We start from the raw sequence: 22,225 nt of genomic DNA on the forward strand, positions 1-22,225 counted from the left end.
CTGCAACGAAAGAACCGGGCGGAACGCCGTGTTTACGTGTGATTGTTGCCCGAACCCCCGAACCCTCGATGCCGGTGGCCGGGTCAGCCCGGTGTGGCGGCTGTGTGCCGCGCGAACAGGGTGGCGTAGTCGCTCTCGAGCCCGGCCAGTGCCGTGCGCAGCGCGGGGAAGATCCAGCCGGTCGAGGACGACTCGTACCGGTCGAGTTTGGTGAGCAGGAGCAGCCTGGCCGACCCGGTGACGACGAGGGTGGCCCCGCTCGCGAGGACGCTGCCACCGAACGCCACCACCCTGGTGATGCCCTCGTAGCCGACGACATCGTGACCCGACCGGCCGACGCCGCGCAGGCTGAGGTAGCCCGAGCCGTTGCTGACGGTGGCTCTGGTCGTGAAGCGCGTACCGCCGAGCAGCCCGTCGAGGGCGGTGTCGACGCTCAGCGTGGTGTTGACCGTCCGGCCGGGCGCCGGCAGCAGCTCATGGGCGATCACCTGGTCGGCTCTGGACGCGAAGGCCCGGCGGGCCCAGGTGCCGTGCCCGTCGGTCCAGGTCGAGGTGACCTCGCCGGTGCGGGAGTCGGTGATCCGGCCGTAGCCGCCGACGGCCGTCATACCGGGACTGGAGATCCGGAACTCGTAGGCGGGCCGGCAGGACCGGCCGGCCTCGAAGACCACCTTCTCCATCGCGGGCTCGCCGTACAGCACGGCACCGCATTCACCGTTGGCGGTGCGGACGCCGTCCGTCCAGCGCGCGGCCGAGCTGGTGTCGTGGACCCTCGGCTCTGGTGTGCGCGTCACACGACTCCTTTGTCGGTGATGGGGTGGTCGTGAGTGCTTTCCGCTGCGGCGGAAAGCACTCACGACCACTGATCAGGTCAAGCTCCACTGCTGGTTGGACTGGCCGTTGCACGTCCACAGCTGGACGAGCGCGCCGTTGGCCGTGGATGCGCCGGACACGTCCAGGCAAAGACCGGACTGCGCGCCGGTGATCGTGCCGTTGGCGTTGACGTTCCACTGCTGGTTGGACTGGCCGTTGCACGTCCAGATCGCCACCCTCGTGCCCGTGGTGGTCCCTTGGCCGTACGCGTCGAGACACCGCTGGGCGGTGCCGTCGAACACGGTCAGCTGACCCGACGCGGACCGGGCCCACTTCTGGCCCGCGCTGCCCGAGCAGTCCCAGATCCGGGTCTGCGTGCCCGCGGTGCCGTTCGGCGTCTCCAGGCACTTGCCAGCGCCCATCGCACGCACAGCGCCGCCGGGCACGGGCTGACTTCCGCCACCACCGCCGTACCCGGCAGCGATGATGTTGGCCTGCACGGCGTTCTCGGTCGCGTCGGACGGGTAGCCCGCGACCATCGCGCCCTCGTAGAAGGTGCCCGCGCTGAGGTTGGCACCGCCGTCGGGCTTGCAGCAGTCACCACCGCTGCCCAGGATGATGGCGCCCTGCTTCCTCATCGGGCTGTAGCCCGGCGGGAGCGAGCCGTCGTACAACGTGGTCAGATCGCCCGCCTGGGCGTTGCCGCCCTTGAGCGCGAACCGCGTGGTCCCGTTGTTCTTCAGGATCGCCGTGACGAACTTGTCCGTGAATGCCCGCTGATTCGGGTTCCACTGCTGGCTCCCGCCGGGGAACAGGCCCCATTCGAGATCCGCCTGGACCCACGGACCACGGCCGACGCACCCGCCGAACCAGCACTGCGTGCTGAAGTTGATCGCGTCCATCGCACCGGCCGCGTCGGCTTTGCGGGTCGTCTCGCTGTTGCCGTAGTCGAAGCAGCAACCGCTGTTGACGTGGGTGCCGCTGGTGACCATGTACATGCCCTCCGGCGCGGCGCCGGTCGGGACGCCGGTCCGGCTGCCGTCGCGCCAGTAGCTGTTGCCGGGGTTGATGTAGAGCGAGTACGCCTTGCTCTTGTCAGCACCCATCACCAGCGACTCGGAGGTCGCGTTGGCGGGCCGGCTCTGCGGCGAGCCGGGCACCACGCTCGATCCCTGGTACCACAGGTCGTTCCCGCGGCCGGACTGGTCGTAGACCACCGTGATGACGCACGAGGTGCCGGCGCAGAACGTGTCCTGCGTCGCCGCGTTGGTGTTGCCTCCCACGGCCAGCAGCCCGATGTCCTTGCTGGTGTTGTCCGACGCGCGCCTGACTTGGTAGAGATTTCCGTTGTACGAACCGTAAAGCGCCCGCGTCGTGCTGTGGGCCGCGATACAGGGCGTACCACCGGCGGCGTAGATGTCACACGGACCCGTGGTGGCCGCTGCGGCGGGTGCCGCCGGGGTGGACCACGTCAGGGTGGCCGCGGACAACACGACCAGCGCCGCGGTGACCCGGATCCGGACCGCTGGTTTCGAACGCCACACACGCTTGGCCGAAGAGACAGGTGAAGGCTGCATTGCACACCTCCTGGAAGGTTTGTCGCTGGGACGGACGAGCCACCGCAGGGTCCGGTCACACCGCGACCGGACCACGGCGTGACCGGCACCGGCCGGTGTCACTGGAACTGTGAGAAGAACCTCCAGATCTCGACCTTGGTCCAAGTCCGGGCGCCGTCGTCACAACCGCACCCCTCCACCGGCGCGGGCGCGTGGCCACCGTCGAACGCGGCCCACTGCACCGGGAACCCGGCCCGGCACGAGTAGGTGGTGGTGATGTGGGTCCTGCTGCCCGGCCCCGGTTCGCGCGGGTTCTGGGCGGCACAACCGTTGTTGCGGACGAACCGGTCGCGCAACGACCGTCCCGAGCCGATTCCCAGCACGTTGTCGCTGATGCCGTGGATGCCGAAGTAGGCGACGGGCTGACTCCCGCCGCTGCACCCGCTGATCTCACCGCCGGAGATGACGGCGACCGCACGGAAGACGTTCGGCCGCGCGCAGGCGAGGGCGTAGCTCATGCCACCGCCCCAGCTGAACCCCGTGGCGAAACGCTGCGCCGGGTTGACGCACAGGTCGCCTTCGATGCGCCGGATCATGTCGTCGACGAACGTGACGTCCTCACCTCCGGAGTTGCCCCAGCCGTTGCCCAGGCCCTGCGGGGACACGAGGATCGCGCTGTTGTTCGACTGCTCCTGCTGCCCGTAGTACGCCCAGGCGGCACCGCTGCTTCCACCCGACGCCACATCGCCTGCCGTGCCGCCGCGCCAGTGCAGACCGAAGATCAGCCGGTAGCGGGTGCTGTTGTTGTAGTTGTCGGGAATCCTCAGGATGAAGCTGCGGCTCTTCCCTCCACTTTGGATCGTGTGTGTACCGTTGCGCAGCGTCGGCGCCTTGCCGCACCCGCCACCGGGACCTGGCCCGGGGTCGCCTCCCGGCAGCTTGACCATCTGCCACTGCTGGCTGGTACCGCCGTTGCCGGTGTTCTGGACGATGTCGGCGTTGTCCGCGGTCGAGGCTCCCCGCACGTCCAGCGCCTTGGCGCTGTGCCGGGCGATCAGCCGCACGTGGCCGCCGTCCGCATCGTCCGCGCGGAACTGCTGGTTCGTCCCGTTGTTCTCGCTCCATTGCACGACCGCCGCGTTGTCCGCGGTGGACGCGCCGGAGACGTCGAGGACCTTGCCGGAGCTCCTTGACTTCAGCCGGTAGTAGCCGCCGCCGGAGTCCACGAACTGCCACTGCTGGTTGGCACCGTCGTTGCGGGTCCACTGGATGATCCGCGCCCCGTCGTTGGACGACGTTCCATCGACGTCCAGCGCCTTACCGCTGTTGCGGTCGACGAGGACGTACCACGCGGTGGTGTCGATCGTGGCGGCCGAAGCCGACGGCTGGTCCACCGCCACGAGTGCGCCGACCGCGAGAACCGCGGCCACCGCGGCACTTGTGGTTTTCATGACTCATCCCTTCCTGAAGCCACTACGGCAGAGTCCAGCGCTGGTTGGTGCCACCGTGACAAGTCCAGATGATCAGGTTCGTGCCGTCCGCCGAACTGCCGCCGTTGGCGTCCAGGCACCTGTTCGCCTGCTGGTTGACCAGTGAGCCGTTCGCCCCGGTCGTCCAGTTCTGTGATCCGCTGCCGTTGCACGTCATCAGCTGCACCTGCGCGCCGTTGGCCGTGCTCCCGCCCGCGACGCCCATGCACTTGTCGAGGGCGCGCAACGTGGTCCCGCTGACCGTCCACTGCTGACCCGTGTTGGTGTTGCAGGTCCACAGCTGGATCCTCGTGCCGTCCGCGGTGCTGCCGCCGGCGACGTCCGCGCACTTGCCGGAGCCGCCGGTGATCCGCCCGGTGCGCGGGACCGTGCCGCCGAGCTCCTTGATCCGGACGTTGCGGAACGACACGTCGTCACCGGACCCGTGGTTCTGCAGCGCGATGTGCCCCGAGGCGAGCGACCTCGCTTGGTCGGCGTTGGTGAAGTCGTTGATCTTCACGCCGTTCAGGAACACCTGGAGGCGTTCGCCCTCGACGAGCAGCTCGTAGGTGTTCCACTCACCGGGCGGGTTCAGCGCGGCGTCCCTGGCGGCAGTGTCGGGGGCCTTGACCCCGTAGATCGCCCCTGTCGCCTTGTCCGCGGTGTCCGTCGCGTCGATCTGGACCTCGTACCCGTTGGCGAGAGCCGAGTCCGGGGTGCTGCCCGCCGGGAACCCGAGCACCACACCGGAGTTGTCGTCCCCCGGCATCCGCCAGTCGAGCTTGAGCGAGTAGGACCGGAACTCCTTGGCGCTGTACCACAGCATGCCCATGCCACCGGACGAGGTGAGCGTGGCGTCGCTGTTGGTGAAACCGCCCGGACCCGCCTGCGTCCACCCGGTCGTCGCCCCGTTGTAGAGGGTGGTGTAGCCGGTCTCGGCACGGCAGTCGGCCTTCGTCCTGTTCGCCGCGTACCGGATGCCGCCGAGGATCATGGAGCGGAAGGCCGGCTCGGTGTAGCTCTCCTTCGTGTGCCCGAGGCCGGTGTAGAAGGAACGACCGCCGACGACGGGCTTGCACCACGTGATCGGGTGGTCGGCGCCCATCGCCCCGCCGGAGTACGTCGACTCGTCCAAAGTAGACAGAACGCGAGCGGTCGCACGCGGGTTGGCGCGGTAGTTGTACAACTCGTCGGTGCGGACCCATGCCGGGCTGAGGTGCGCGGTGGCCGCGTGTGCCCGGTTCTCCGTCCGGACCGTCGCCTGCTGGATGGCCGGATGCGAGGCGAAGTAGGCGCCCACCAGGTCGCCGTAGAACGGCCAGTCGTACTCGGTGTCGGCGGCCGAGTGGGCGCCGACGTACCCGCCGCCGCCCCGGACGTAAGACTCGAAGGCGCTCTGCTGGGAGGCGTTCAGCACGTCCCCCGTGGTGTTGAGGAACACCACGGCCTCGTACTGCGCGAGGTTGGCGGTCGTGAACTGCGCGGCGTCCTCGGTGGCGGTCACCGTGAAGTTGTTGGCACCGCCCAGGTCGCGGACCAGCTGGATGCCGTTGGGGATCGCGTCGTGCCGGAAACCGGCGGTCTTGGAGAACACCAGCACGTCGTAAGGCGCGTCAGCGGCCGCCGCGGGTGGTGCGGAAGCGATCCCGCCCACGACGAGCGCTGTGGCGGCAACGCCGAGCGCCCGTCGCAAAGCCTGGTACTTCATCTCGTCCTCCTTGGTGTCAAAGCACGCGGCGGAGTCGTCACGGCAGGGTCCAGCGCTGGTTGGTGCCGCCGTGGCAGGTCCAGATGATCAGCACCGTGCCGTTGGCGGTACCGGCGCCGTTGGCGTCGAGGCACTTGCCGGACTTGGTGTTGACCACGGAACCGTTGGCGCCGGCGGACCAGTTCTGGCTCGTGGCGCCGTTGCAGGAACCCAGCTGCACGGCGCCACCGTCGGCGGTGCCGCCGTTCGCGATGTCCATGCACTTGCCCAACGCCCGCAACGTGGTCCCGTCGACCGTCCACTGCTGGTTCGTGGCGCTGTTGCAGGTGTTCAGCTGGATCCGCGTGCCGTCGGCGCTGCTGCCACCGGTGACGTCGGCACACTTGCCGCTCGACCCGGTGATCGGCCCGGTGCGGCCGCCACCCGTGGACGAGCTGAACGTGAACGCGTCCAGGTCGAACAGGTAGCCCGTCCCGCTGCCGGCGAACGTCAGGTACAGCTTGCCGGTGGCGGTGGGCACGTTGGTCAACGCGGTGGAGACCTCCGTGAACACGTCCCACCCGCCGGTCACCGGCGCGGTCAGCGTGGCCACCGCCGGACCGGTCTGGGAACCTGTGCGGACCGTGATCGTGCCGCCCGCACCCGCGGAGGACACGCGCGCGGTGAACTTGTTCGCGCCGGTGAGGTTGTAGTTGTCGAACTCGATCCAGTCGCCGTTGTGGATGTCACCGACGGTGCGGCCGCCCTCCGCCGGCGTCTTGTCGAACAGGCCGGTGCCCATCTGCGTCGTGTAGTGCTCGGCCTGGCGGTGCCGCGGCTGGAGCAGGTTCTGGGTGTGGGTGGTCGCCGGCGGCACACCGTTCGCACCCTTGTCGGTGTACTCGGCGTCGAAGACGGCGTAGATGTTCGCTGCGGTGTCGTGCTCACCGTCCACCGGGATCTCGATGGTGCCCGAACACCCGTTGCGCGAGGTGATCGGGTGGGCGTGGCTGTCGTGTCCGAGGAGGTAGGACAGTTTCACCTGCGCGCAGTCGATCGTCCCGTCCTCGGCGTCGGACACCGTTATCGTGTAAGGGATGCTGTCGCCGTAGCTGAAGAGGGTCCCGTTGACCGGAGTGTTCAACGTGACCACGGGCGCGGTGTTGCCGACGGTGATGACCACGTTGGTGCTGCCGGTGAGCCCTGCCGAGTCGGCCACGGTGAGGGTGACCGAGTACTGGCCGTTGGCCGTGAAGGTGTGGCTCGGGTTCGCCGCGGTGGACGTGCTGCCGTCGCCGAAGTTCCACGAGTAGGTCAACGCGCTGCCCTCAGGGTCGGCGGAGCCTGCCGACGAGAAGTCCACGGCCAGGGGCGCGGCGCCGGACGTGCGGTTGGCGGACGCGCGTGCCGTCGGCGCGCGGTTGCCCGCCGACCCGATGTACTCGATGCGGTAGAGCGCGGAACTGGCGTCGCCGCTACCCCAGCCGGTGCCGTAGTCCAGCACGTAGAGCGCACCGTCCGGGCCGAAGCCCGCGTCCATGACCTGGGTTCCGCGCCAGGGGAAGTCACCGATCGTGCCGGCTGAGCCGTCGGAACCGACGTCGATGGTCTTGATCCAGCGCCTGCCGAACTCGGTGGCGAACACGTGTCCGTCCAGCGAGGCCGGGAACTTGACCGCGGACGGGTTGGTCGAGTCGTACCGGTACACCGGCGCACTCATCGGGGACTCCGACCCACAGCCGAACGCGGCCACGGAACAGTTGTCGTAGTTGATCCACGCCGCGCGCGCGGCCGGCAGGTTCGTCAGGCCGGTGTTGTTCGGCGAGTTGTTGACCGGCGCCGCGCAGTTGAACCGGGCGCCGGACGGCCCGGACGGGAACGTGTAGTCCACATAGGTCTCATTGGTGGTGTTCTTGCCCGTGCAGTACGGCCAGCCGTAGTTGCCCGCCGAGGTGATCCGGTTGAACTCGACCTGCCCGGCAGGCCCGCGGTTGGGGTCGGTCGACCCCGCGTCGGGCCCGTAGTCACCGAGGTAGATCGCTCCGGTGGCCTTGTCCACGTTGAACCGGAACGGGTTGCGCAGGCCCATCGCGTAGATCTCCGGCCGCGTCTTCGCCGTACCGGGCGCGAACAGGTTGCCCGCCGGGATCGAGTACGAGCCGTCTGCGTTCACCTTGATCCGCAGCACCTTGCCGCGCAGGTCGTTGGTGTTGCCCGCGCTGCGTTGCGCGTCGTAGACGGGGTTGCGGTTCGAGCGCTCGTCGAGCGGAGCGTAGCCGCTGGAGTCGAACGGGTTGCTGTCGTCGCCCGTGGACAGGTACAGGTTTCCGGCTGCGTCGAAGTCGATGTCCCCGCCGACGTGGCAGCACATCCCCCGGTTGGTCGCCACGTCCAGCACGGTCACCTGGCTGGCCATGTTGACCGTGAAGTCCGCGTTGAGGGTGAACCGGGACAGCCGGTTGACCCCGTTCCACGCGGAGAAGTTGGTGCCGGTGGCCGGCGCGTCGCCGCCCGGTGTCGACAACGGTGGCGAGTAGTAGAGATAGACGTGCCGGTTGGTCGCGAAGCCGGGATCCGCCGCGATGCCCTGCAGCCCCTCCTCGTCGTGGGTGTAAACGGGAATGTTCGCGATCACGCTCGTGGCACCGGCCGCCGTGGTGCGGCGCAGCGTGCCGTTGCGGGAGGTGTGCAGCACAGAGCGGTCCGGCAGCACGGTCATCGACATGGGCTCGCCCATCTCGGCGACGCCCTTGGCCAGCTCGACCTGCTGGAAGTCGGCCGGGTTGACGGTGTGCGCGGCGGCCGGCGGCGCGGTGGTCGCCGCGACCGCGACGGCTGTGGCAACGGTCAGGAGCGCGGCGGAGAACGCCACGGTGAGGCGGTTTTTCATCGTGGGCTTCTTTCGTGGATACCCCGGTCTTCAGGCCGGGGAGGAAACGAACCTCCTGCGGAGCAGGGCCGGGTGCGGCGATCAGTCGTCCCGGCTGATTCGTCGTGCTCGTGTGACATCCCGGCCGCGGGTTCGTGATCCGGGTCGGTAGGGTGTGACATGTGTCGTCGGGACCTGTGAAGCGGGCGTTCCGGTACCGCTTCTATCCAACGAAGGCGCAGGCGGCGGAGTTGTCGCGCACGTTCGGGTGTGTCCGCAAGGTCTACAACCTGGCGTTGCAGGCCCGCAGCGAGGCGTGGACCCAGCGCGGGGAGCGGGTCGGCTACGAGGCCACGTCGGCGTTGCTGACCGCGTGGAAGCGGACCGAGGAACTCGCGTTCCTGGCCGAGGTGTCGGCGGTGCCGTTGCAGCAGGCGTTGCGGCATTTGCAGGCTGGGTTCATGAACTTCTTTGCCCGGCGTGCGCGGTTTCCGCGGTTCAAGTCGCGGAAGAAGTCGCGCGCTTCGGCGGAGTACACGCGTTCGGCGTTCCGCTGGCGTGACGGTGCGTTGACACTGGCGAAGATGGCCGAGCCGCTGGACATCCGCTGGTCCCGGCCACTGCCCGAGGGCGCGGTGCCCTCGACGGTGACGGTGTCGCGGGACGCGGCGGGGCGCTGGTTCGTGTCCCTGCTGTGCGAGGACCCCAGGGTGACACCGCTGCCCGCAGTGAATGCGGTGGTGGGAATCGATGTCGGTCTCGATCACCTGCTGGTCCTGTCGAGCGGGGAGAAGATCGGCAATCCCCGGCACGAACGCCGCAACCGGACGGCACTCGCGAAGGCGCAGCGGGCGTTGTGCCGCAAGCAGAAAGGCAGCAGCAACCGGGCCAAGGCCCGCGTCAAGGTCGCCCGCGTCCACGCCCGGATCACCGACCGGCGTACCGACTTCCTGCACAAGGTCACCACTCGGCTCGTGCGTGAAACCCAAACGCTCGTGATCGAGGACCTGGCCGTGTCGAACATGGTCGGCAACCACCGCCTCGCCCGCGCGATCAATGACGCGGGCTGGCGGCAGTTCCGGCAGCAACTGGAATACAAGGCGAGCTGGCACGGGCGGGACCTGATCGTGATCGATCGCTGGTTCCCCTCGTCCAAACTGTGCTCGGCCTGTGGCGCACTCGCGGCGGCGATGCCGCTGGACGTGCGCACCTGGACCTGTGGCTGCGGTGCGACCCACGACCGGGACGTGAACGCGGCACGCAACATCCTGGCCGCCGGGCTGGCGGCGTCGGTCTGTGGAGCCGGTGTAAGACCTCAACGGAACCCTCCGGGCGGGCAGTCGGCGACGAAGCAGAAAACCCTGCGGCGCGAGCCGTAGGAATCCCCCTCGTTCGCGAAGGGGAGGAAGTCAAGGCAGGTCATACCTTCGGTCTCGTTGACGCGCGCTGATGCGGGGTTCGCGGTGGAGGGCCGGATCAGTGGCACGGCGGGCAGGTCCGGGTGAGCGGGTGCGTCGGAGGCAGATCCGGTGCGAACGTCGCGGCGTCGGCCGAGACGAGCGAGAAGACCGAGGAACGCGCGAAGACCCGGCTGCGGCGCCGGGGGCTGGAAGTACGAGGCCATGATCGCCCTTCTCCGTTGAAGGTGTCTGCCGGCCGACCCGCCTGGGAGCGCTCCCAGAAGAGGGTCGAAGTCGGCCCGCCCTCCCGTTGCCGGAAGCGCGGGCCGAGTTGGTGCTAGGTGGTCTGGCGGCCGGGCAGGCGCCAGGTCTGGTTGAGCGGGCTGCCCTGGTTCACGGGGTTGCAGGTCCACTGGTCGAGCAGGGCACCCGACGCGGTGGAGGCGCCGGCGACCGCGACGCACTTGCCGCTGTGCCGGGCGACGAGCTGGAAGTCCGAAGGAGCACTCCCCGCGTAGGTGACCTTCCGCAGGGTGAACTGCTGGTTGGCTCCGCCGTTGCAGTTCCACTGGATGACCGACGCACCGTCCGCTGTGGACACTCCGTTGACGTCCAGGCACTTGCCCGACTGCTGGTTGGTGACCGTGAAGGTGTCGGCCGCCCCGGTCACCGGGCTGAAGTTCCACCGCTGCTCGTCGGCGGTGCCGCACGTGACCTGCTGCTGCCGGGTGCCGTCGGCCGTGCCGCGGCCAGGGTTGGTCAGGCAGTGCTGTGAGTGCTGGGCGATCGCTGTGGACTGGAAGGCCCCGCCAGGAGTGCCCAAAGGCGGCAGGATCGTGACGGTGAAGGACTCGTCGACGTTCGAGTGCGGCAGGTTCACGGTGGTGCCGTTGTTGTTCAGCGTCACGATCGTGTCGATGGCGGTCACGGGGCCCGAGACGGCTCCGCCGTTGTTGTGCGGAATGCGCTCGGCGAGCACGCGCACCTGGTTGTTCCTCACAATGCCCTCGGTGGCGTCCAGGCGCCGCAGGTTGACCGCGATGTTGCCCGTCGTGCGACCGCCGCCAACCAGGACCTTGGCTTCACCCGGTGCTTTCGTCGCGAACCCGTCGTAGTTCTGGCTCGGCGTGACCGTGGTGATCTGACCGGTCTGCGAGCCGTAGAAGCGGTAGACCCACCACTCCCCCTTCGGCTGGTGCTGCCCGGCCGAGTTGCGCACGAGCAGGTTGCCGAGGTCGTTGTGCAGGTTGCCGGCGCTGGCCCAGTTGGCGCGCAGGCCGTCCGCTCCCGCCCGTTCCAGCCTCGAGATGTACCACGAGCCGTCGCCGGGGTTCTGCTCGTTCGACGCGCCGTACTCGTTGATCTGGTACGGCCGCGGGTGCGGAATGCCGCGCGAGTCGAGCGTCTGGTTCGCCACCTGCACGTTCGACACGGGATCGCCGGGCAACGAGTGCCAGCTGATGATGTCGGGCACGGTGTTGGTGGAGCGCACGAAGTCCAGGTACTGCGGCCACCAGCCGCCGGTGGACGGCGTGCACGCGCAACTCGGCCCGACGATCAACTGGGTCGGGAACTCCGCCCGGATGCGCTGGTACGTGCGGCGCCACAGCTCGAAGTACTGGGACTGCGGGCGGTTCCAGAAGATCGTGATGTTGGGCTCGTTCCAGATGTCCCACTGGACGGGGACACCGGTGGCCCGCACGTCGCCGATCAGGCGGGTGAGGAAGTTGTCGTAGTCGGTCCAGTTTCCGTTGTCACCGGGAAAACGGGAGATCCCGAACCCGTCGGCGCCCCACAGGTCGTGCGGCAGCAACACGAACTCGCCGCCCAATGCGCGGGTCCGCAGCAGCTGGGCACGGGTCGAGTTCCACCGGCGGTCGTACTTCCCGGACACCCAGCCGCCGGGACTGTCGAGCTGGGCACCGCCCGCGCGCATGTACCGGAACTTCACGTCGCGGTAGAAGCTGTCCGCGGGCCCGGACGCGTTCTCGGTCATGCCGTAGATCCAGCCCGACGCCCGGTAGGTCGGGGCGCCGGCACCCGTGGAGAAGTCGATGGCGATGGACTCGTCCGCAGCCCGCGCCGGCACGGCCAGGGCGAGGACGGACAGCAGGGCCGTGAGCAGCGGCAGGATCGCCCGAGGGCGGCCTCGCCTCTTCTTCGTGGTGGTGTTCACGCCTGCTCCTTCGCAGGGAAAGGGTTGCGCAGCGGAGTCCAACCTGGTGGATCGATCTGTCAGCGGGTGCCCAGGGTTCGGGCCCACTCGTGGAGTTCTCGGGCCTGTTCCGCGAGCCGGTGCTCGTCGCTGCCCAACGGGTCCTTGAAGAAGAACGCGAGCGCGCCCTGGACACCGGTCCGGCCCGCCGCGTGGGCGGCGGCCATCAGGCGGGCGAGGTCGAGCACCAGCGGGGCGGCCAGGGACGAGTCCAAGCCGTTCCAGGTCAGTTGCAGCGACATCCGCGCGCCGAGAAACCCTTCGAACGACACGTGATCCCACGCCGTCTTGCGTTCGCCGAAGTCGGGTACGTGGTCGATGTGCAGGGGCGCGGTCACGTCCTCACCCAGCAACGCCGCCAGCCCCCTGGTCTTGGACGCCAGCTTGCTCTCCGCGTGCGCGGGGTCCTCCAGCGTGGCCCCGTCACCCCCGCCGAGCAGGTTCGTGCCCGTCCAGGACAGCACGCGCAGCGCTCGCGACGTGAACATCGGTGCGAGCGCTGCCCGAACCAGTGTCTCCCCCGTCTTGCCGTCCCTGCCCGCGTAGGGCAGGGCGTTCGACCTCGCCAGCTCGTCCAGCGCGGGCAGCGCGACCCCGGTGGACGGCGTGAAGTCCACGAAGGCGCACCCCGCTTGGAAAGCGGCGTAGGCGACGAGGGAACTCGGCGGCAGCACGACGTTTCCCGGCACGGCGAGCGCTTCCTCCAGCGCGGCGAGCGAGTCGTGCTCGACCCGCACGGGTGGCTCGGTCGACGCCACGTTCACCACCACGACGCGGGCCAGCTCGTGCCGGGCGCGGAAGTCGGCGATGTCCCCGGCCAGCCGCCGGGCGGCGTCGGCCTGACTCGGGGACGGCGCAGCCGGGTCGTAACCGGGCCGGATCTCCGCGTCCGCGGCATCCAGCCCGCCGACGATACATCCCATCACGTCGTGCGAAAGCACGCCGTCGCGCACCAGGGACTCGACCCGCTTCGCCAGCGGCGTGGTCACGATGTCGTGCCCGCCGACCACGAACGCGTCCCACGGTGCCAGGTTTGCGTCCAGCAGCTCGGTAACGCAGCCGACGGGCGGCACGAGACCCGCGCGCAACGCGACCAGCCCGCTCACGGCGGTGGTCGCCACCGATCCCCTGGCACCGTTCAACCACAAGCCGATTCGTTCGGCCACGACCGTCTCCTCTCATCAACCGACTCCTCTGCCGCCCGGACTGAACGCCGCCGACCGCGGGTCGAAAGCGTTGCGGCGAATGAACTCCAGTGCGTCGGATGCCCGGTGGAGACGACGTCCCATCCCCGCCAGGGACCGGATCGCGGCAGGTGCGAACCAATGCGACCCTTGCCGACCTGGCGCCGGACGTGCTTGCAGTCAACGTGGTAGGTCCGGTCGCGGAAGATGCGGATATGACCCAGCCGCTCCAGCAGCGCACAGGTCCTCCGAGGCGCCTTCACCCGGCGGATTGAGACCATTGTGGACAGTGTGGCCGGATTGCCGAACTCCACGGTCTCACCCGGCCGGCGGATCTCACCTTCGTCCGGCCGGTGCGCCCGGACAGCACCTTGGTCAGCATGGACTCGCGCCCCGTACTGGCCGAGCGGACAGTGCGCCTCATCCGCGCGAACCGCGAAGTCCAGGCCCTGCAACGCCATCAGGCCGCGGAAGCGTCTCACAAACCCTCTGACCGACAGCCGTGGAGTCGACGCGACCGTCATCCGGTCACTCCCGTCCACGGGAGAACCCCGGCGCGGTCACGCCTGGACGAGCTCACCATTGAGTCCTCCGCGCCCTGAGAATTGCCGCGACAGAAGGGAATTCAGTCTTCCGAACCGTCAAACTAGTGAACCGGATTTCGTGCGGTCAAGGTCGTGGCGGTGTCACATATCAGCCAACTTCTCGTTCGATCGGCGTTCGACGCAGCGCCTCCCGACCAGCGTTGTGTCCGTCCAATATGGACGTTCACTCGGTCGGAACACCCGACTTCGCCAGCACCTGAAGGAACGCACGCGACCACTGGGGCAGGTCGGGCCAGCCGCGGCAGGACACCATCGCGCCGTCCACGACGTCCGGCCCGTCGACGAAGGTGGCGCCGGCCTGCTCCACGTCGACCTTCAGCGGTGGGTACGCGGCGGTCGTGCGGCCGCGCAGAAGTCCCAGTGCGGCCGGGATCTGCGGGCCGTGGCAGATCGTGCCGACCGGAAGTTCGTGAGCGAAGAAGTACGCGACGATGCGGGCCACATCCGGGTCCGTGCGGATGTACTCCGGTGCCCGGCCACCCGGAATCACCAGCGCCTCGTACTCCTCCGGACGCACGTCCGCGAACGCCAGGTCCACGGGCAACCGACGACCCGGCTTCTCCGTGTAGGCGTCGTACCCCGGTTCGAAGTCGTGCACCACCAGCTGCACCGGACGTGTCGTGGGCGCGGCAACGACCACCTCGTGGTCGTCCTCACGCAGCCGGAACAACGGGTACATCGAATCGAGCTCCTCCGCTGCGTCCCCCACCAGCATCAGTACTCGTGCCATGCGCCGTCCTCTTCCCTGTGCGGTTTTCTTCAGTTCTTCAGCAGGAGCTGCCATTGCTGGTTGGTGCCGCTGTTCGCAGTCCACTGCTGGAGCTGCAGCCCCGCGATGGAACAGGTGATGGTCCAGCTCGCGTTTCCGCTCTGCTGCATGGTTTTCGCGCCGTCGGCGGTGGAGTTGTGCTTCCGGGAAACCGGACAGGCACTGACACCATTTCCGAGTTGTGTCCACAACGGATGGACATCCCGGTGACGGCGGACGCGCCGGACATGGTCCTGGGCGGACCGAAGAAGACGGATGCCGGTGACCCCGGCCGGCGAGTTCGGCGGCCCGCTCAGCGAGCCACACGCGCCGGCCGGTCGGCTGGTCGCGGACCTCGCGGCGAAGTGCGTCTGGTGGTGATCACAGGCGGCGCCACCGCGTCGAGCACAGAGGTCTGGGCAGAGTACGAGACAGCGTTGTCACAGGTACTCCTCGAATCGAGGGCAGGGAGCGCGCCGACACGCGCGATTCGTTTGTTGACCAGCGAACAATTAGTCGGACCGTATCCACGGTAGGGCCTGGGGCAGAACCGGTCAATAGGTCATACATGTCGCTCGAATGAGTCAGATTGCTCCACAGGACGCAAGCCGACGTCGCTCAGCCAGCCGAGTCACCTGGCGCCACCAGCGACCAGCTCGTTCTCGACAGGCTTGCGGTCGCGACCAGACCGCGGTCCGTGGTCCGTACAGCGGGAGACAGTCCACCCACCTCGCCGACCTTCCGCACGCACCCGCAATATCGGTATGACTCATTGATGCTCGCACCGATCAATTGGTGAACTATTGAGACGAAGGACGCTGCGCCGGGGGGAGACCAGCGGCACAGCGTCCTTCAAGTGGTTCAGGTGCGCAGGCTCCACTGCTGGTTGCCGGCGCCGTTGCAGGTCCAGAGGATGGTCCTGGTTCCGTTCGCGGTGCCGGCGCCGTTGGCGTCCAGGCACAACCCCGACTGCACACCCGTGACCGTACCGTTGGCGTTCACGTTCCACTGCTGGCTGGTCTGACTGTTGCAGTCCCAGATCACCACCGCGGTGCCGTTGCCAGTACCCCCGTTGCCGGCGGCCAGACACTTGTTGCCGTATACCTGCAGCTGTTTGGCCGAGGTGTAGGTGAAGCGCTGGTTGGTGCCGCCGTGGCAGTCCCACAACTGTGCCTGTGTGCCGTTGGCCGTGCTCGCGCCGCCGATGTCGAGGCATCGGCCGGACTGGCCGCCCACGATCGTGCCACCCTGCTGACCGCCGCCGCCCTGCCGCCGAACGAGCGATTTCGACTCAGCTGACCGACTTCCTTGCGCGTCGAGCACGTAGAGCCGGTAGTCACCGGCGGTGGCCGGGACGTCGATCGTCGTCGCCATCCCGCTCGCCCTGGTCATCGTCGGGCCGGCGGCGAAGGTCGTCGTACCCGGCGGAGCCAGCCAGACGGTGCCGGTCCCGTCGCCGATGCTCCGGATCGGAATCGACGACACGCCGGCACCGACGAACGTGCTGCCCGGCAGGGCGTAGTCCGGCCGGGAAAGATTGCCCGACGGGATGACGTCCCGGTATGCGTCCTCCAGTCCGGAGTTCACGGCGATGCCGTGCGCGGCCGCCGGCCAGACGTAGTCGGAGGAGACGAGGATGTCCTGGATGGTGCTGTCCGGCAGGTTCTTGTTGGAGACCTTGTTGATCGGACCGTACGTCTGCGTGATGCTCAGGTCGTGTTTGCGTCCGAAGTCGTCGGAGTTGATGAGCCACGTGACGTTCTTGTCCACACTCAGGACGTTGTCGCGGAAGGTCATGTACGCCGAGCCCTCGTCCGGGTGAAGTCCGTACTTGTGCCCGGACGGGACACCCTGGAGGTAGTTGTTGGTGATCGTGGTTCCCGGCTGGCTGCCGAGCGTGTAGATGGGGGCCGTGTCGTTGAGGCGCTGAACCGTGTCGATGATGTGGTTGTAGCTGATGTTGTTGTTCCGCGCCGTGGTCGTCGGCCGGTTGGGTGCGATGGAACCTGATGAGCCGTCGAAGTTCCACCATCCCCAGCCGAGCGTGATGCCGTTCCACGGAGCTTTTTCGATCCGGTTGTGCTGCACGGTCAGGGTGTCGGCGAAGTACGCCGAGATGGGACTGTGCCCGTTGAACAGAACCGCACTGTCGTAAAGGTAGTTGTTCTTGATCTCGATGTTCTTCGGAAGTCCTTCGACTTGCGCGGAGTACTTCTCGCGGTTCGTCGGCGTGTGGTCCCCGATGTAGACGTGCTGCGGATGGCCCACGGTGATCGCGGATCCGGCTACGTCGTTCGTGTAGTTCCCGATCAACTGCGTGTTCTGCACGTCGTTGACCATGTTGATCCCGTCGACACCGGTGTGCTGCACCCGATTGCGGAGCAGCGTTATCCCGTCGGCGTTCTCCAGTTGGATGATGCCCGGCGCGGTGTCGACATTGCGGTAGTAGTAGACGTGGAAGTTGCCCTTGACGTACACGGTGTTGCCGAGGCCGCCCTGCTGGGCCTGCTTGAACGCGGAGCCGGCCACGGTGAAGAGGTTCCAGTCCGAGTGCTGCACCGTGATGCCGGAGAACGTGATGTTGCGCGCGTGGTTGGTCGTGGACGTGCCGGACACCCGAAGCAGGGTGGGCACGTTGTTCGGCGCATAGACCGTCGCAGTCGCCACGTTCTCCGAGTCGGCCTTGTAGTAATACACCGTTTGACTCGACTTGTCGAAGTAGAACTCGCCCGGCGCGTCCAGGAACTCGTAGGCGTTCATGAACTTGTGACTTCCGCCGGACTGGAAGTTTCCGTTGAACGCGCCCTGCGCAATGGCCGCGCCCGGTTGCTGGAACAGCGCGACGCGGCTGGCGCCGTCACTGCTGGTGGTGACCTGGCGGACTCCTGCGATGGCCGTCTGCCAGGTCGTCGCCGTCTCGACCTCGATGTCGTCCGGATTACGGGAAATGGCGGGCAGATCGGTCAGTCCATACTTGGCACCGTCACACTGCGAGCCCGACTCCAACGCCCATGGAGCCTGACCGGCGTTGATGCTGTACGTGCCGTAGCACCCTTGCGAGTTGATCGTCTTGGCGGCCATGAAAGCACGCTTGTCGTTGACGTAGAGCGCCCGCAGCTTGTTGCTGCGATTGAGCGGAGCCTTCCAGATGTTGCCGCCGTGCTGCGTCCAACCGGTCACCAGCACGCCACCACTCAGCACCGGCGTCTCGTTCTGGTATGCCGAATAGATGACCCTGTAGCCGTTCGTGCCTGAGTCGCTCGGTGTGAAGTCGACGGTGCCGGCTATCTGGTAGTTTCCGCCGCGAAGGTGAACGTGGATGTCGCCAGACATGTTCGCGTTCACCGCGCGAACAGCGTCCCGAGCACGCGGTAAGGTCTTGAACGGGGCCGTGATCGTCCCCGGATTGGCATCATTTCCCTCGGGAGCGACGTAATACGTTTCCTGGACGGCGGCCGAGGCACGCGATTGGTCTGCCGTGACCGGCAACAGCGCGGCGGACACCAGCGTCGCAAGGGCCAACAATGACGTTCTGACAATGACGGCTGTTTTCACCCTGCTCTTCCCTTCGCTTGTTCGCGAACAGACAGGCCGTGGCGGAGCACCGGTCCGCGGCGGGGACGAGCGCCCAACGGCAAGCCTCGGACCACCCCACTCGCGAACCAACGTCACCTTCCAGCAAGCTGGGCGACACCGGGGAGCTGTGGCAGACATCTGCCACAATTGTCAGCCCCGACCGAGTTCACGCATGAACGCGCGGCGCATCCCTTCGTGCGTCCCAAACCGCCTACCTGAAGCCGGTTTCAGGTTGGGGCGCCCCGTTTTTTGCGGCTCCAGGCTTTCCGTGGTGGACTTCGGTCATCACCGATCGGGGGGTCGGTGGGTGATGACCGGGGGGTCACAGGTGAAGATCGTTACCACGGGGTTCCGCCATGCCACGGCGACGGCGATCACCGCATTGTTGTTGCTGACAGGAGCGTTTCCAGCGGCTTCCGCGCCACCGCCGGCATCCGCGGTCCAGCCGAACTCGGTGCCGCCGGCGCTGCCGCCCGGCACCCAGCCGCCGCGGGACACGGGCGGGCCGGACGTGCCGTACACACCCACTGGCAAGGGCTGCGTCGAGTCCGACACCAAGAACGAACTGATCGAGTACATGCCGTGGGGCCAGGTCCACCTGAACCTCCAGCAGGCACACCGGTTCGCGACCGGCAAGGGCGTCAAGATCGCGATCATCGACACGGGTGTCGACCCGCGCAACCCTCGCTTCGGCGGCCGGGTCGTGCCCAGCGGTGAGTACGTCAGCGGGAACAGGAACGGCGCGGACGACTGCGACGGCCACGGCACCGAGGTGGCCGGCGTCGCCGCGGCGGCCAGGACCGAGGGCGACTTCGTCGGCGCGGCACCAGGGGCGACGATCCTCGCGATCCGGCAGACCAGCGACCGCTTCGAGTTCAAGGGTGACGCCACCAGGGACAAGCGGACGTCCGCCGGCAAGGTCTCGACGCTGGCACAGGCCGTCGTGCGTGCCGCGGACCAGGGCGCCGGGGTCGTCAACATCTCCCTGACGAACTGCGGTGCCCCCAAGGACTTCAGCGCGGACGACCGGGCGCTGCAGGCCGCGATCCGGTACGCGGTCGACGTCAAGAACACCGTGATCGTGACGGCGGCCGGCAACCTCGACAGCAAAGCCGGCTGTCCGCTGCAGAACAACAACCTGGACCCGGCGACCGTCAACTCGGTCTCGTCGCCCGCGTGGTTCGCCGACGACGTGCTGTCGGTGGCGTCGATGGCGCGCTCCGGTGAGGTGTCGGGCTTCAGCGTCTGGGGCCCCTGGGTCAGCATCGCCGCACCCGGTGAGGAGATCATCTCCGTCGACCCCAAGGGCACCGGCCTGACCAACGCGAACGTGAAGGCCGACGGCGTGGGAAAGATCCAGGGGACGAGTTTCGCCGCCCCGTACATCGCGGGTATCACCGCGCTGGTGCGCGAGCGGTTCCCAGACCTCAAGGCGCGCCAGGTGATGGACCGGCTCAAGGCCACCGCGCTGCACCCCGGCAACACGTCCGGCAGGGACCACCGGATCGGCTTCGGCATGGTGAACCCGGTGGCCGCCCTGACCGCGGTGCTGCCCTCCGAGTCCACGGGTTTCTCCAGTCCGCCGCCCAGGGACCTGGTCACGACCATCACCGCGCCGCCGGACCGCGACTGGCCGCCGATCATCGTGGCGCTGAGCGGCATCAGCATCGGTTTCGGGCTGCTGATGCTGGCGTTGCTCGTTCTCAACTCGATCAACCGCGGACGTCGTGCCGAACTCGGAGGACAAGTCGACCCACGCCGAACCTCAGCCACCCCGAAGACCCGCGGGGTGCCACCTTCGCCGACGTGAATTCGCGCGGGGTCGAGGTCAGCGGCGTCCGGAGCAGGTCACGGCCGGGCGAGCGGGTTCAGGACCGGCGGCGACGAACCCGAACGAGGTGGTTCCCCCGGCAGCGAGCACGGCGTTGTGGCCGGCGTCGGTGACGGTCACCGCGGTCGCGTTCTGGGTCAGGGTGCCGTTCCACAGGTTGCCGATGGTGTGGCCCGCAGCCGGCTGCCACGTGATGGTCCAGCCGGTTAGGCCGCCTGGGCTGGTGTTGCGCACGGTCACCTCGACCTGGTAGCCGCCCGGCCACGAGTTGGTCACCTCGTAACGGGCATCGCAGGCGGTCGCGGTCGTGACCGTGGTCGTCGCCGTGGTGGAGTTGGTCTGGGCGCTGCTGCTGGGCCGGTCGCCCTGCACGACGGTGCCGATCACAACACCGGCGGCGACCAGGACGGCCGCACCGGCGACCATCGCGATCACCCGGCGTGGCAGGTGGCGGCGGACGCGTAGCATCCGCGTCCCGCTCTTCGGGGGCTCAGCGGGCAGCGGCAGTCCCTCCGCGACAGCCGCGAGCAGCTTGTGGGCCTCGGCCATCGTCGGGCGTTGTGCCGCGTCACGATGCAGGAGGCGCAGGAGCACCTCGCCGAGCGGGCCACCCAACCGTGGCGGCTCGAACTCCCCCCGGACCACGCGTTGCAGGAGCGCGTAGGGGTTGTCGTCCACACCGAACGGCGGCGTGCCCTCCAGCGCCGCGTAGAGGGTCGCGCCGAGGGAGAACACGTCCGAGGCGAACGTCGCCGCCTCGCCCGCCGCCACCTCCGGCGCCAGGAAGGCCGGCGTTCCGACGATCAAGCGGGCGTCGGTCACCGTGCCCTCGCCGACCGCGCGGGCGATGCCGAAGTCGGTGATCTTCGCGATGCCGTCCTCGGCCAGCAGGACGTTGAACGTCGAGACGTCCCGGTGCACGATGCCCTCTGCGTGCGCCGCCGCCAGCGCGGCGGCGACCTGCCTGCCCACGGCCGCGACCACGCCCGGCGGCAGCGCGCCCCGTTCGGCGATCAGCGCCGCGAGGCTGTGGGAGGGCAGGTACTCCAGCACCAGACAGGGCTTGCCGTCGTGCTCGACGACCTCGTACACGCTGATCGCGTGCGGGTGCCGCAGCCGACCGGCGACCCGGCCCTCGCGCAGCATCTGCGCCACCGCGTCCGGGGACCGCCGGTCCGTGTTGAGCAGCTTGACCGCGATCATGCGGTCGAGTTGCTCGTCGCGCGCCTGCCAGACCACCCCCATGGATCCTTGCCCGATCGACGACACCAGCCGGTACCGCCCGGCGATGACCTCACCCTCTTCTGGCACATGCCGACGCTACTTGGCTGAGCCGACCATCGGCCACCTTCGCGCTGGCTGGGTTCTAGATCTAGAGCCGCACCCGCGCCGTGACGCGACCTTTGTCGTCACGGTGATGGGAGCGTCGGCGTCGGCCGGTGGTGAGCCGCGAACGACACAGCGACCACGTCGTTTCAGCCGTGCATCGGACCACGAGGAAGGCTGAGAGCGTGGCGAAGCCTGCGTGATCCGAGGTCCGAGCGAAGGTCACGGGTAGCCGCTGCCACGAGATCCACACGTGTCGGCCGGCGACGCCGCAGAACGCCGCCGGAGCGCTGAGGCGGGCGCAGAGGGCCGTTGTCGTCGGCAATCCCCTCCAACTCGAGCCGATCACCGTCCTCCCCTTCCGGGCGAAACAGGCCATCCGGCTGGAATTCGGCGTCGACGAGCAGTGGTTGAGCCGCGCCACCTCCGTGCAGCGCCTACGAGGGCCTCGTGATCGACGGCACCGCCCAGGCGCCTGGCGAAAGGTTCGCGGCCGACTATCCGACGCTGCCGGAGTCGAAGTGGATCGACGTGCCCGGCAATGCCGCCCAGGGCCACTGGATTCCGGACGAAGGAATCCAACTCGATCTCATCCTGAAGACGCTCGCGAAACTGGACTTCGACATGTCCGACGTCATGGCGATCGGTCCGTTCCGCGACATCGCCAACCAGGTGAGCACGCGGTCCAAGAAGTACCCCGGCCTGATCGCCGGCACGGTGTACACCTCCCAGGGCAAGCAGGCCGACGTCGTCGTCCTCGTGCTGGGCAGCGCGCCCGACCGGCCGGGCGCCCGCCGGTGGGCGGCGAGCAAACCCAACCTGCTCAACGTCGCGGTCAGCCGGGCCGAGCACCGCCTGTACGTCATCGGCGATCGCCAGGCGTGGTCGTCCCTGCCGTACTTCAAGGTCCTGGCGGCGAAGTTGCCTCGCGTCGACCCCAGGTGAG

General features: G+C 68.1%; 14 protein-coding genes. 3 read left to right on the forward strand and 11 right to left on the reverse strand.

The features are described 5' to 3' along the window. Nucleotides 1-83: 83 nt before the first annotated feature. From OG205_RS10395 to OG205_RS10415, 5 genes are all read right to left on the reverse strand, one after another. Nucleotides 84-794: a glycoside hydrolase N-terminal domain-containing protein gene (locus OG205_RS10395; protein ID WP_330275985.1), complete on the reverse strand. Its 711-nt coding sequence runs from the start codon at nt 792-794 to the stop codon at nt 84-86. Between the two features lie 72 nt (nt 795-866). After that, a complete protein-coding gene (locus OG205_RS10400) occupies nt 867-2,390 on the reverse strand; it encodes an arabinofuranosidase catalytic domain-containing protein (RefSeq protein WP_330275986.1) in 1,524 nt (507 codons plus the stop codon). Nucleotides 2,391-2,488: 98 nt separating this feature from the next. Continuing rightward, nucleotides 2,489-3,820 (reverse strand): RICIN domain-containing protein, encoded by a 1,332-nt coding sequence (locus tag OG205_RS10405; RefSeq protein WP_330275987.1) that lies wholly within the window; start codon nt 3,818-3,820, stop codon nt 2,489-2,491. 22 nt (nt 3,821-3,842) lie between these two features. Continuing rightward, on the reverse strand, nt 3,843-5,546 hold the full coding sequence (locus OG205_RS10410) for a ThuA domain-containing protein (protein WP_330275988.1): 1,704 nt from the start codon (nt 5,544-5,546) through the stop codon (nt 3,843-3,845). A gap of 37 nt (nt 5,547-5,583) precedes the next feature. Beyond that, nucleotides 5,584-8,415, reverse strand: coding sequence for a PQQ-dependent sugar dehydrogenase (locus tag OG205_RS10415; RefSeq protein WP_330275989.1), 2,832 nt, complete (start codon nt 8,413-8,415; stop codon nt 5,584-5,586). Between the two features lie 161 nt (nt 8,416-8,576). On the opposite strand from OG205_RS10415, the gene OG205_RS10420 reads away from it, so the two are divergent. Continuing rightward, entirely contained in the window at nt 8,577-9,773 is a 1,197-nt protein-coding gene (locus OG205_RS10420; protein ID WP_330275990.1) for an RNA-guided endonuclease InsQ/TnpB family protein, read from the forward strand. 358 nt (nt 9,774-10,131) lie between these two features. Here OG205_RS10420 and OG205_RS10425 read toward each other — a convergent pair whose 3' ends face one another. The 5 genes from OG205_RS10425 to OG205_RS10445 form a co-directional block, all read right to left on the reverse strand. Next, the gene (locus OG205_RS10425; protein WP_330275991.1) at nt 10,132-11,970 is read right to left on the reverse strand and encodes an RICIN domain-containing protein; all 1,839 of its coding nucleotides are present in this window, start codon (nt 11,968-11,970) and stop codon (nt 10,132-10,134) included. A 59-nt stretch (nt 11,971-12,029) separates the two neighbouring features. Beyond that, nucleotides 12,030-13,175 carry an inositol-3-phosphate synthase gene (locus OG205_RS10430; RefSeq protein ID WP_330275992.1) on the reverse strand — a complete coding sequence of 382 codons (1,146 nt, stop codon included), beginning with the start codon at nt 13,173-13,175 and terminating at the stop codon, nt 12,030-12,032. Then, nucleotides 13,148-13,717 carry a hypothetical protein gene (locus OG205_RS10435; RefSeq protein WP_330275993.1) on the reverse strand — a complete coding sequence of 190 codons (570 nt, stop codon included), beginning with the start codon at nt 13,715-13,717 and terminating at the stop codon, nt 13,148-13,150. Before OG205_RS10435 ends, OG205_RS10430 begins: the two co-directional genes overlap by 28 nt. A gap of 244 nt (nt 13,718-13,961) precedes the next feature. After that, nucleotides 13,962-14,528, reverse strand: coding sequence for a DJ-1/PfpI family protein (locus OG205_RS10440; RefSeq protein WP_330275994.1), 567 nt, complete (start codon nt 14,526-14,528; stop codon nt 13,962-13,964). Between the two features lie 879 nt (nt 14,529-15,407). Beyond that, entirely contained in the window at nt 15,408-17,879 is a 2,472-nt protein-coding gene (locus tag OG205_RS10445) for a ricin-type beta-trefoil lectin domain protein (protein WP_330275995.1), read from the reverse strand. A 571-nt stretch (nt 17,880-18,450) separates the two neighbouring features. On the opposite strand from OG205_RS10445, the gene mycP reads away from it, so the two are divergent. Further along, nucleotides 18,451-19,932 (forward strand): type VII secretion-associated serine protease mycosin, encoded by a 1,482-nt coding sequence (gene mycP / locus OG205_RS10450; RefSeq protein WP_330275996.1) that lies wholly within the window; start codon nt 18,451-18,453, stop codon nt 19,930-19,932. Nucleotides 19,933-19,950: 18 nt separating this feature from the next. Here mycP and OG205_RS10455 read toward each other — a convergent pair whose 3' ends face one another. After that, on the reverse strand, nt 19,951-21,264 hold the full coding sequence (locus OG205_RS10455; protein WP_330275997.1) for a protein kinase domain-containing protein: 1,314 nt from the start codon (nt 21,262-21,264) through the stop codon (nt 19,951-19,953). Nucleotides 21,265-21,729: 465 nt separating this feature from the next. Between OG205_RS10455 and OG205_RS10460 the strand changes: the two genes are divergently transcribed. Further along, nucleotides 21,730-22,224 carry an ATP-binding domain-containing protein gene (locus OG205_RS10460; RefSeq protein ID WP_330275998.1) on the forward strand — a complete coding sequence of 165 codons (495 nt, stop codon included), beginning with the start codon at nt 21,730-21,732 and terminating at the stop codon, nt 22,222-22,224. Nucleotide 22,225: the final 1 nt, after the last annotated feature.

Origin of the sequence: Lentzea sp. NBC_00516 (assembly GCF_036346835.1) — a bacterium.
GTDB classification, from domain to species: Bacteria; Actinomycetota; Actinomycetes; order Mycobacteriales; family Pseudonocardiaceae; genus Lentzea; species Lentzea sokolovensis.

Bases quoted from the DNA above. Each gene is read 5' to 3' on its own strand.
- OG205_RS10400 (WP_330275986.1), bottom strand. From the start codon at position 2,390: ATGCAGCCTTCACCTGTCTCTTCGGCCAAGCGTGTGTGGCGTTCGAAA.
- OG205_RS10410 (WP_330275988.1), bottom strand. From the start codon at position 5,546: ATGAAGTACCAGGCTTTGCGACGGGCGCTCGGCGTTGCCGCCACAGCG.
- OG205_RS10415 (WP_330275989.1), bottom strand. From the start codon at position 8,415: ATGAAAAACCGCCTCACCGTGGCGTTCTCCGCCGCGCTCCTGACCGTT.
- OG205_RS10405 (WP_330275987.1), bottom strand. From the start codon at position 3,820: ATGAAAACCACAAGTGCCGCGGTGGCCGCGGTTCTCGCGGTCGGCGCA.
- OG205_RS10440 (WP_330275994.1), bottom strand. From the start codon at position 14,528: ATGGCACGAGTACTGATGCTGGTGGGGGACGCAGCGGAGGAGCTCGAT.
- OG205_RS10435 (WP_330275993.1), bottom strand. From the start codon at position 13,717: ATGACGGTCGCGTCGACTCCACGGCTGTCGGTCAGAGGGTTTGTGAGA.
- OG205_RS10445 (WP_330275995.1), bottom strand. From the start codon at position 17,879: ATGTCTGGCGACATCCACGTTCACCTTCGCGGCGGAAACTACCAGATA.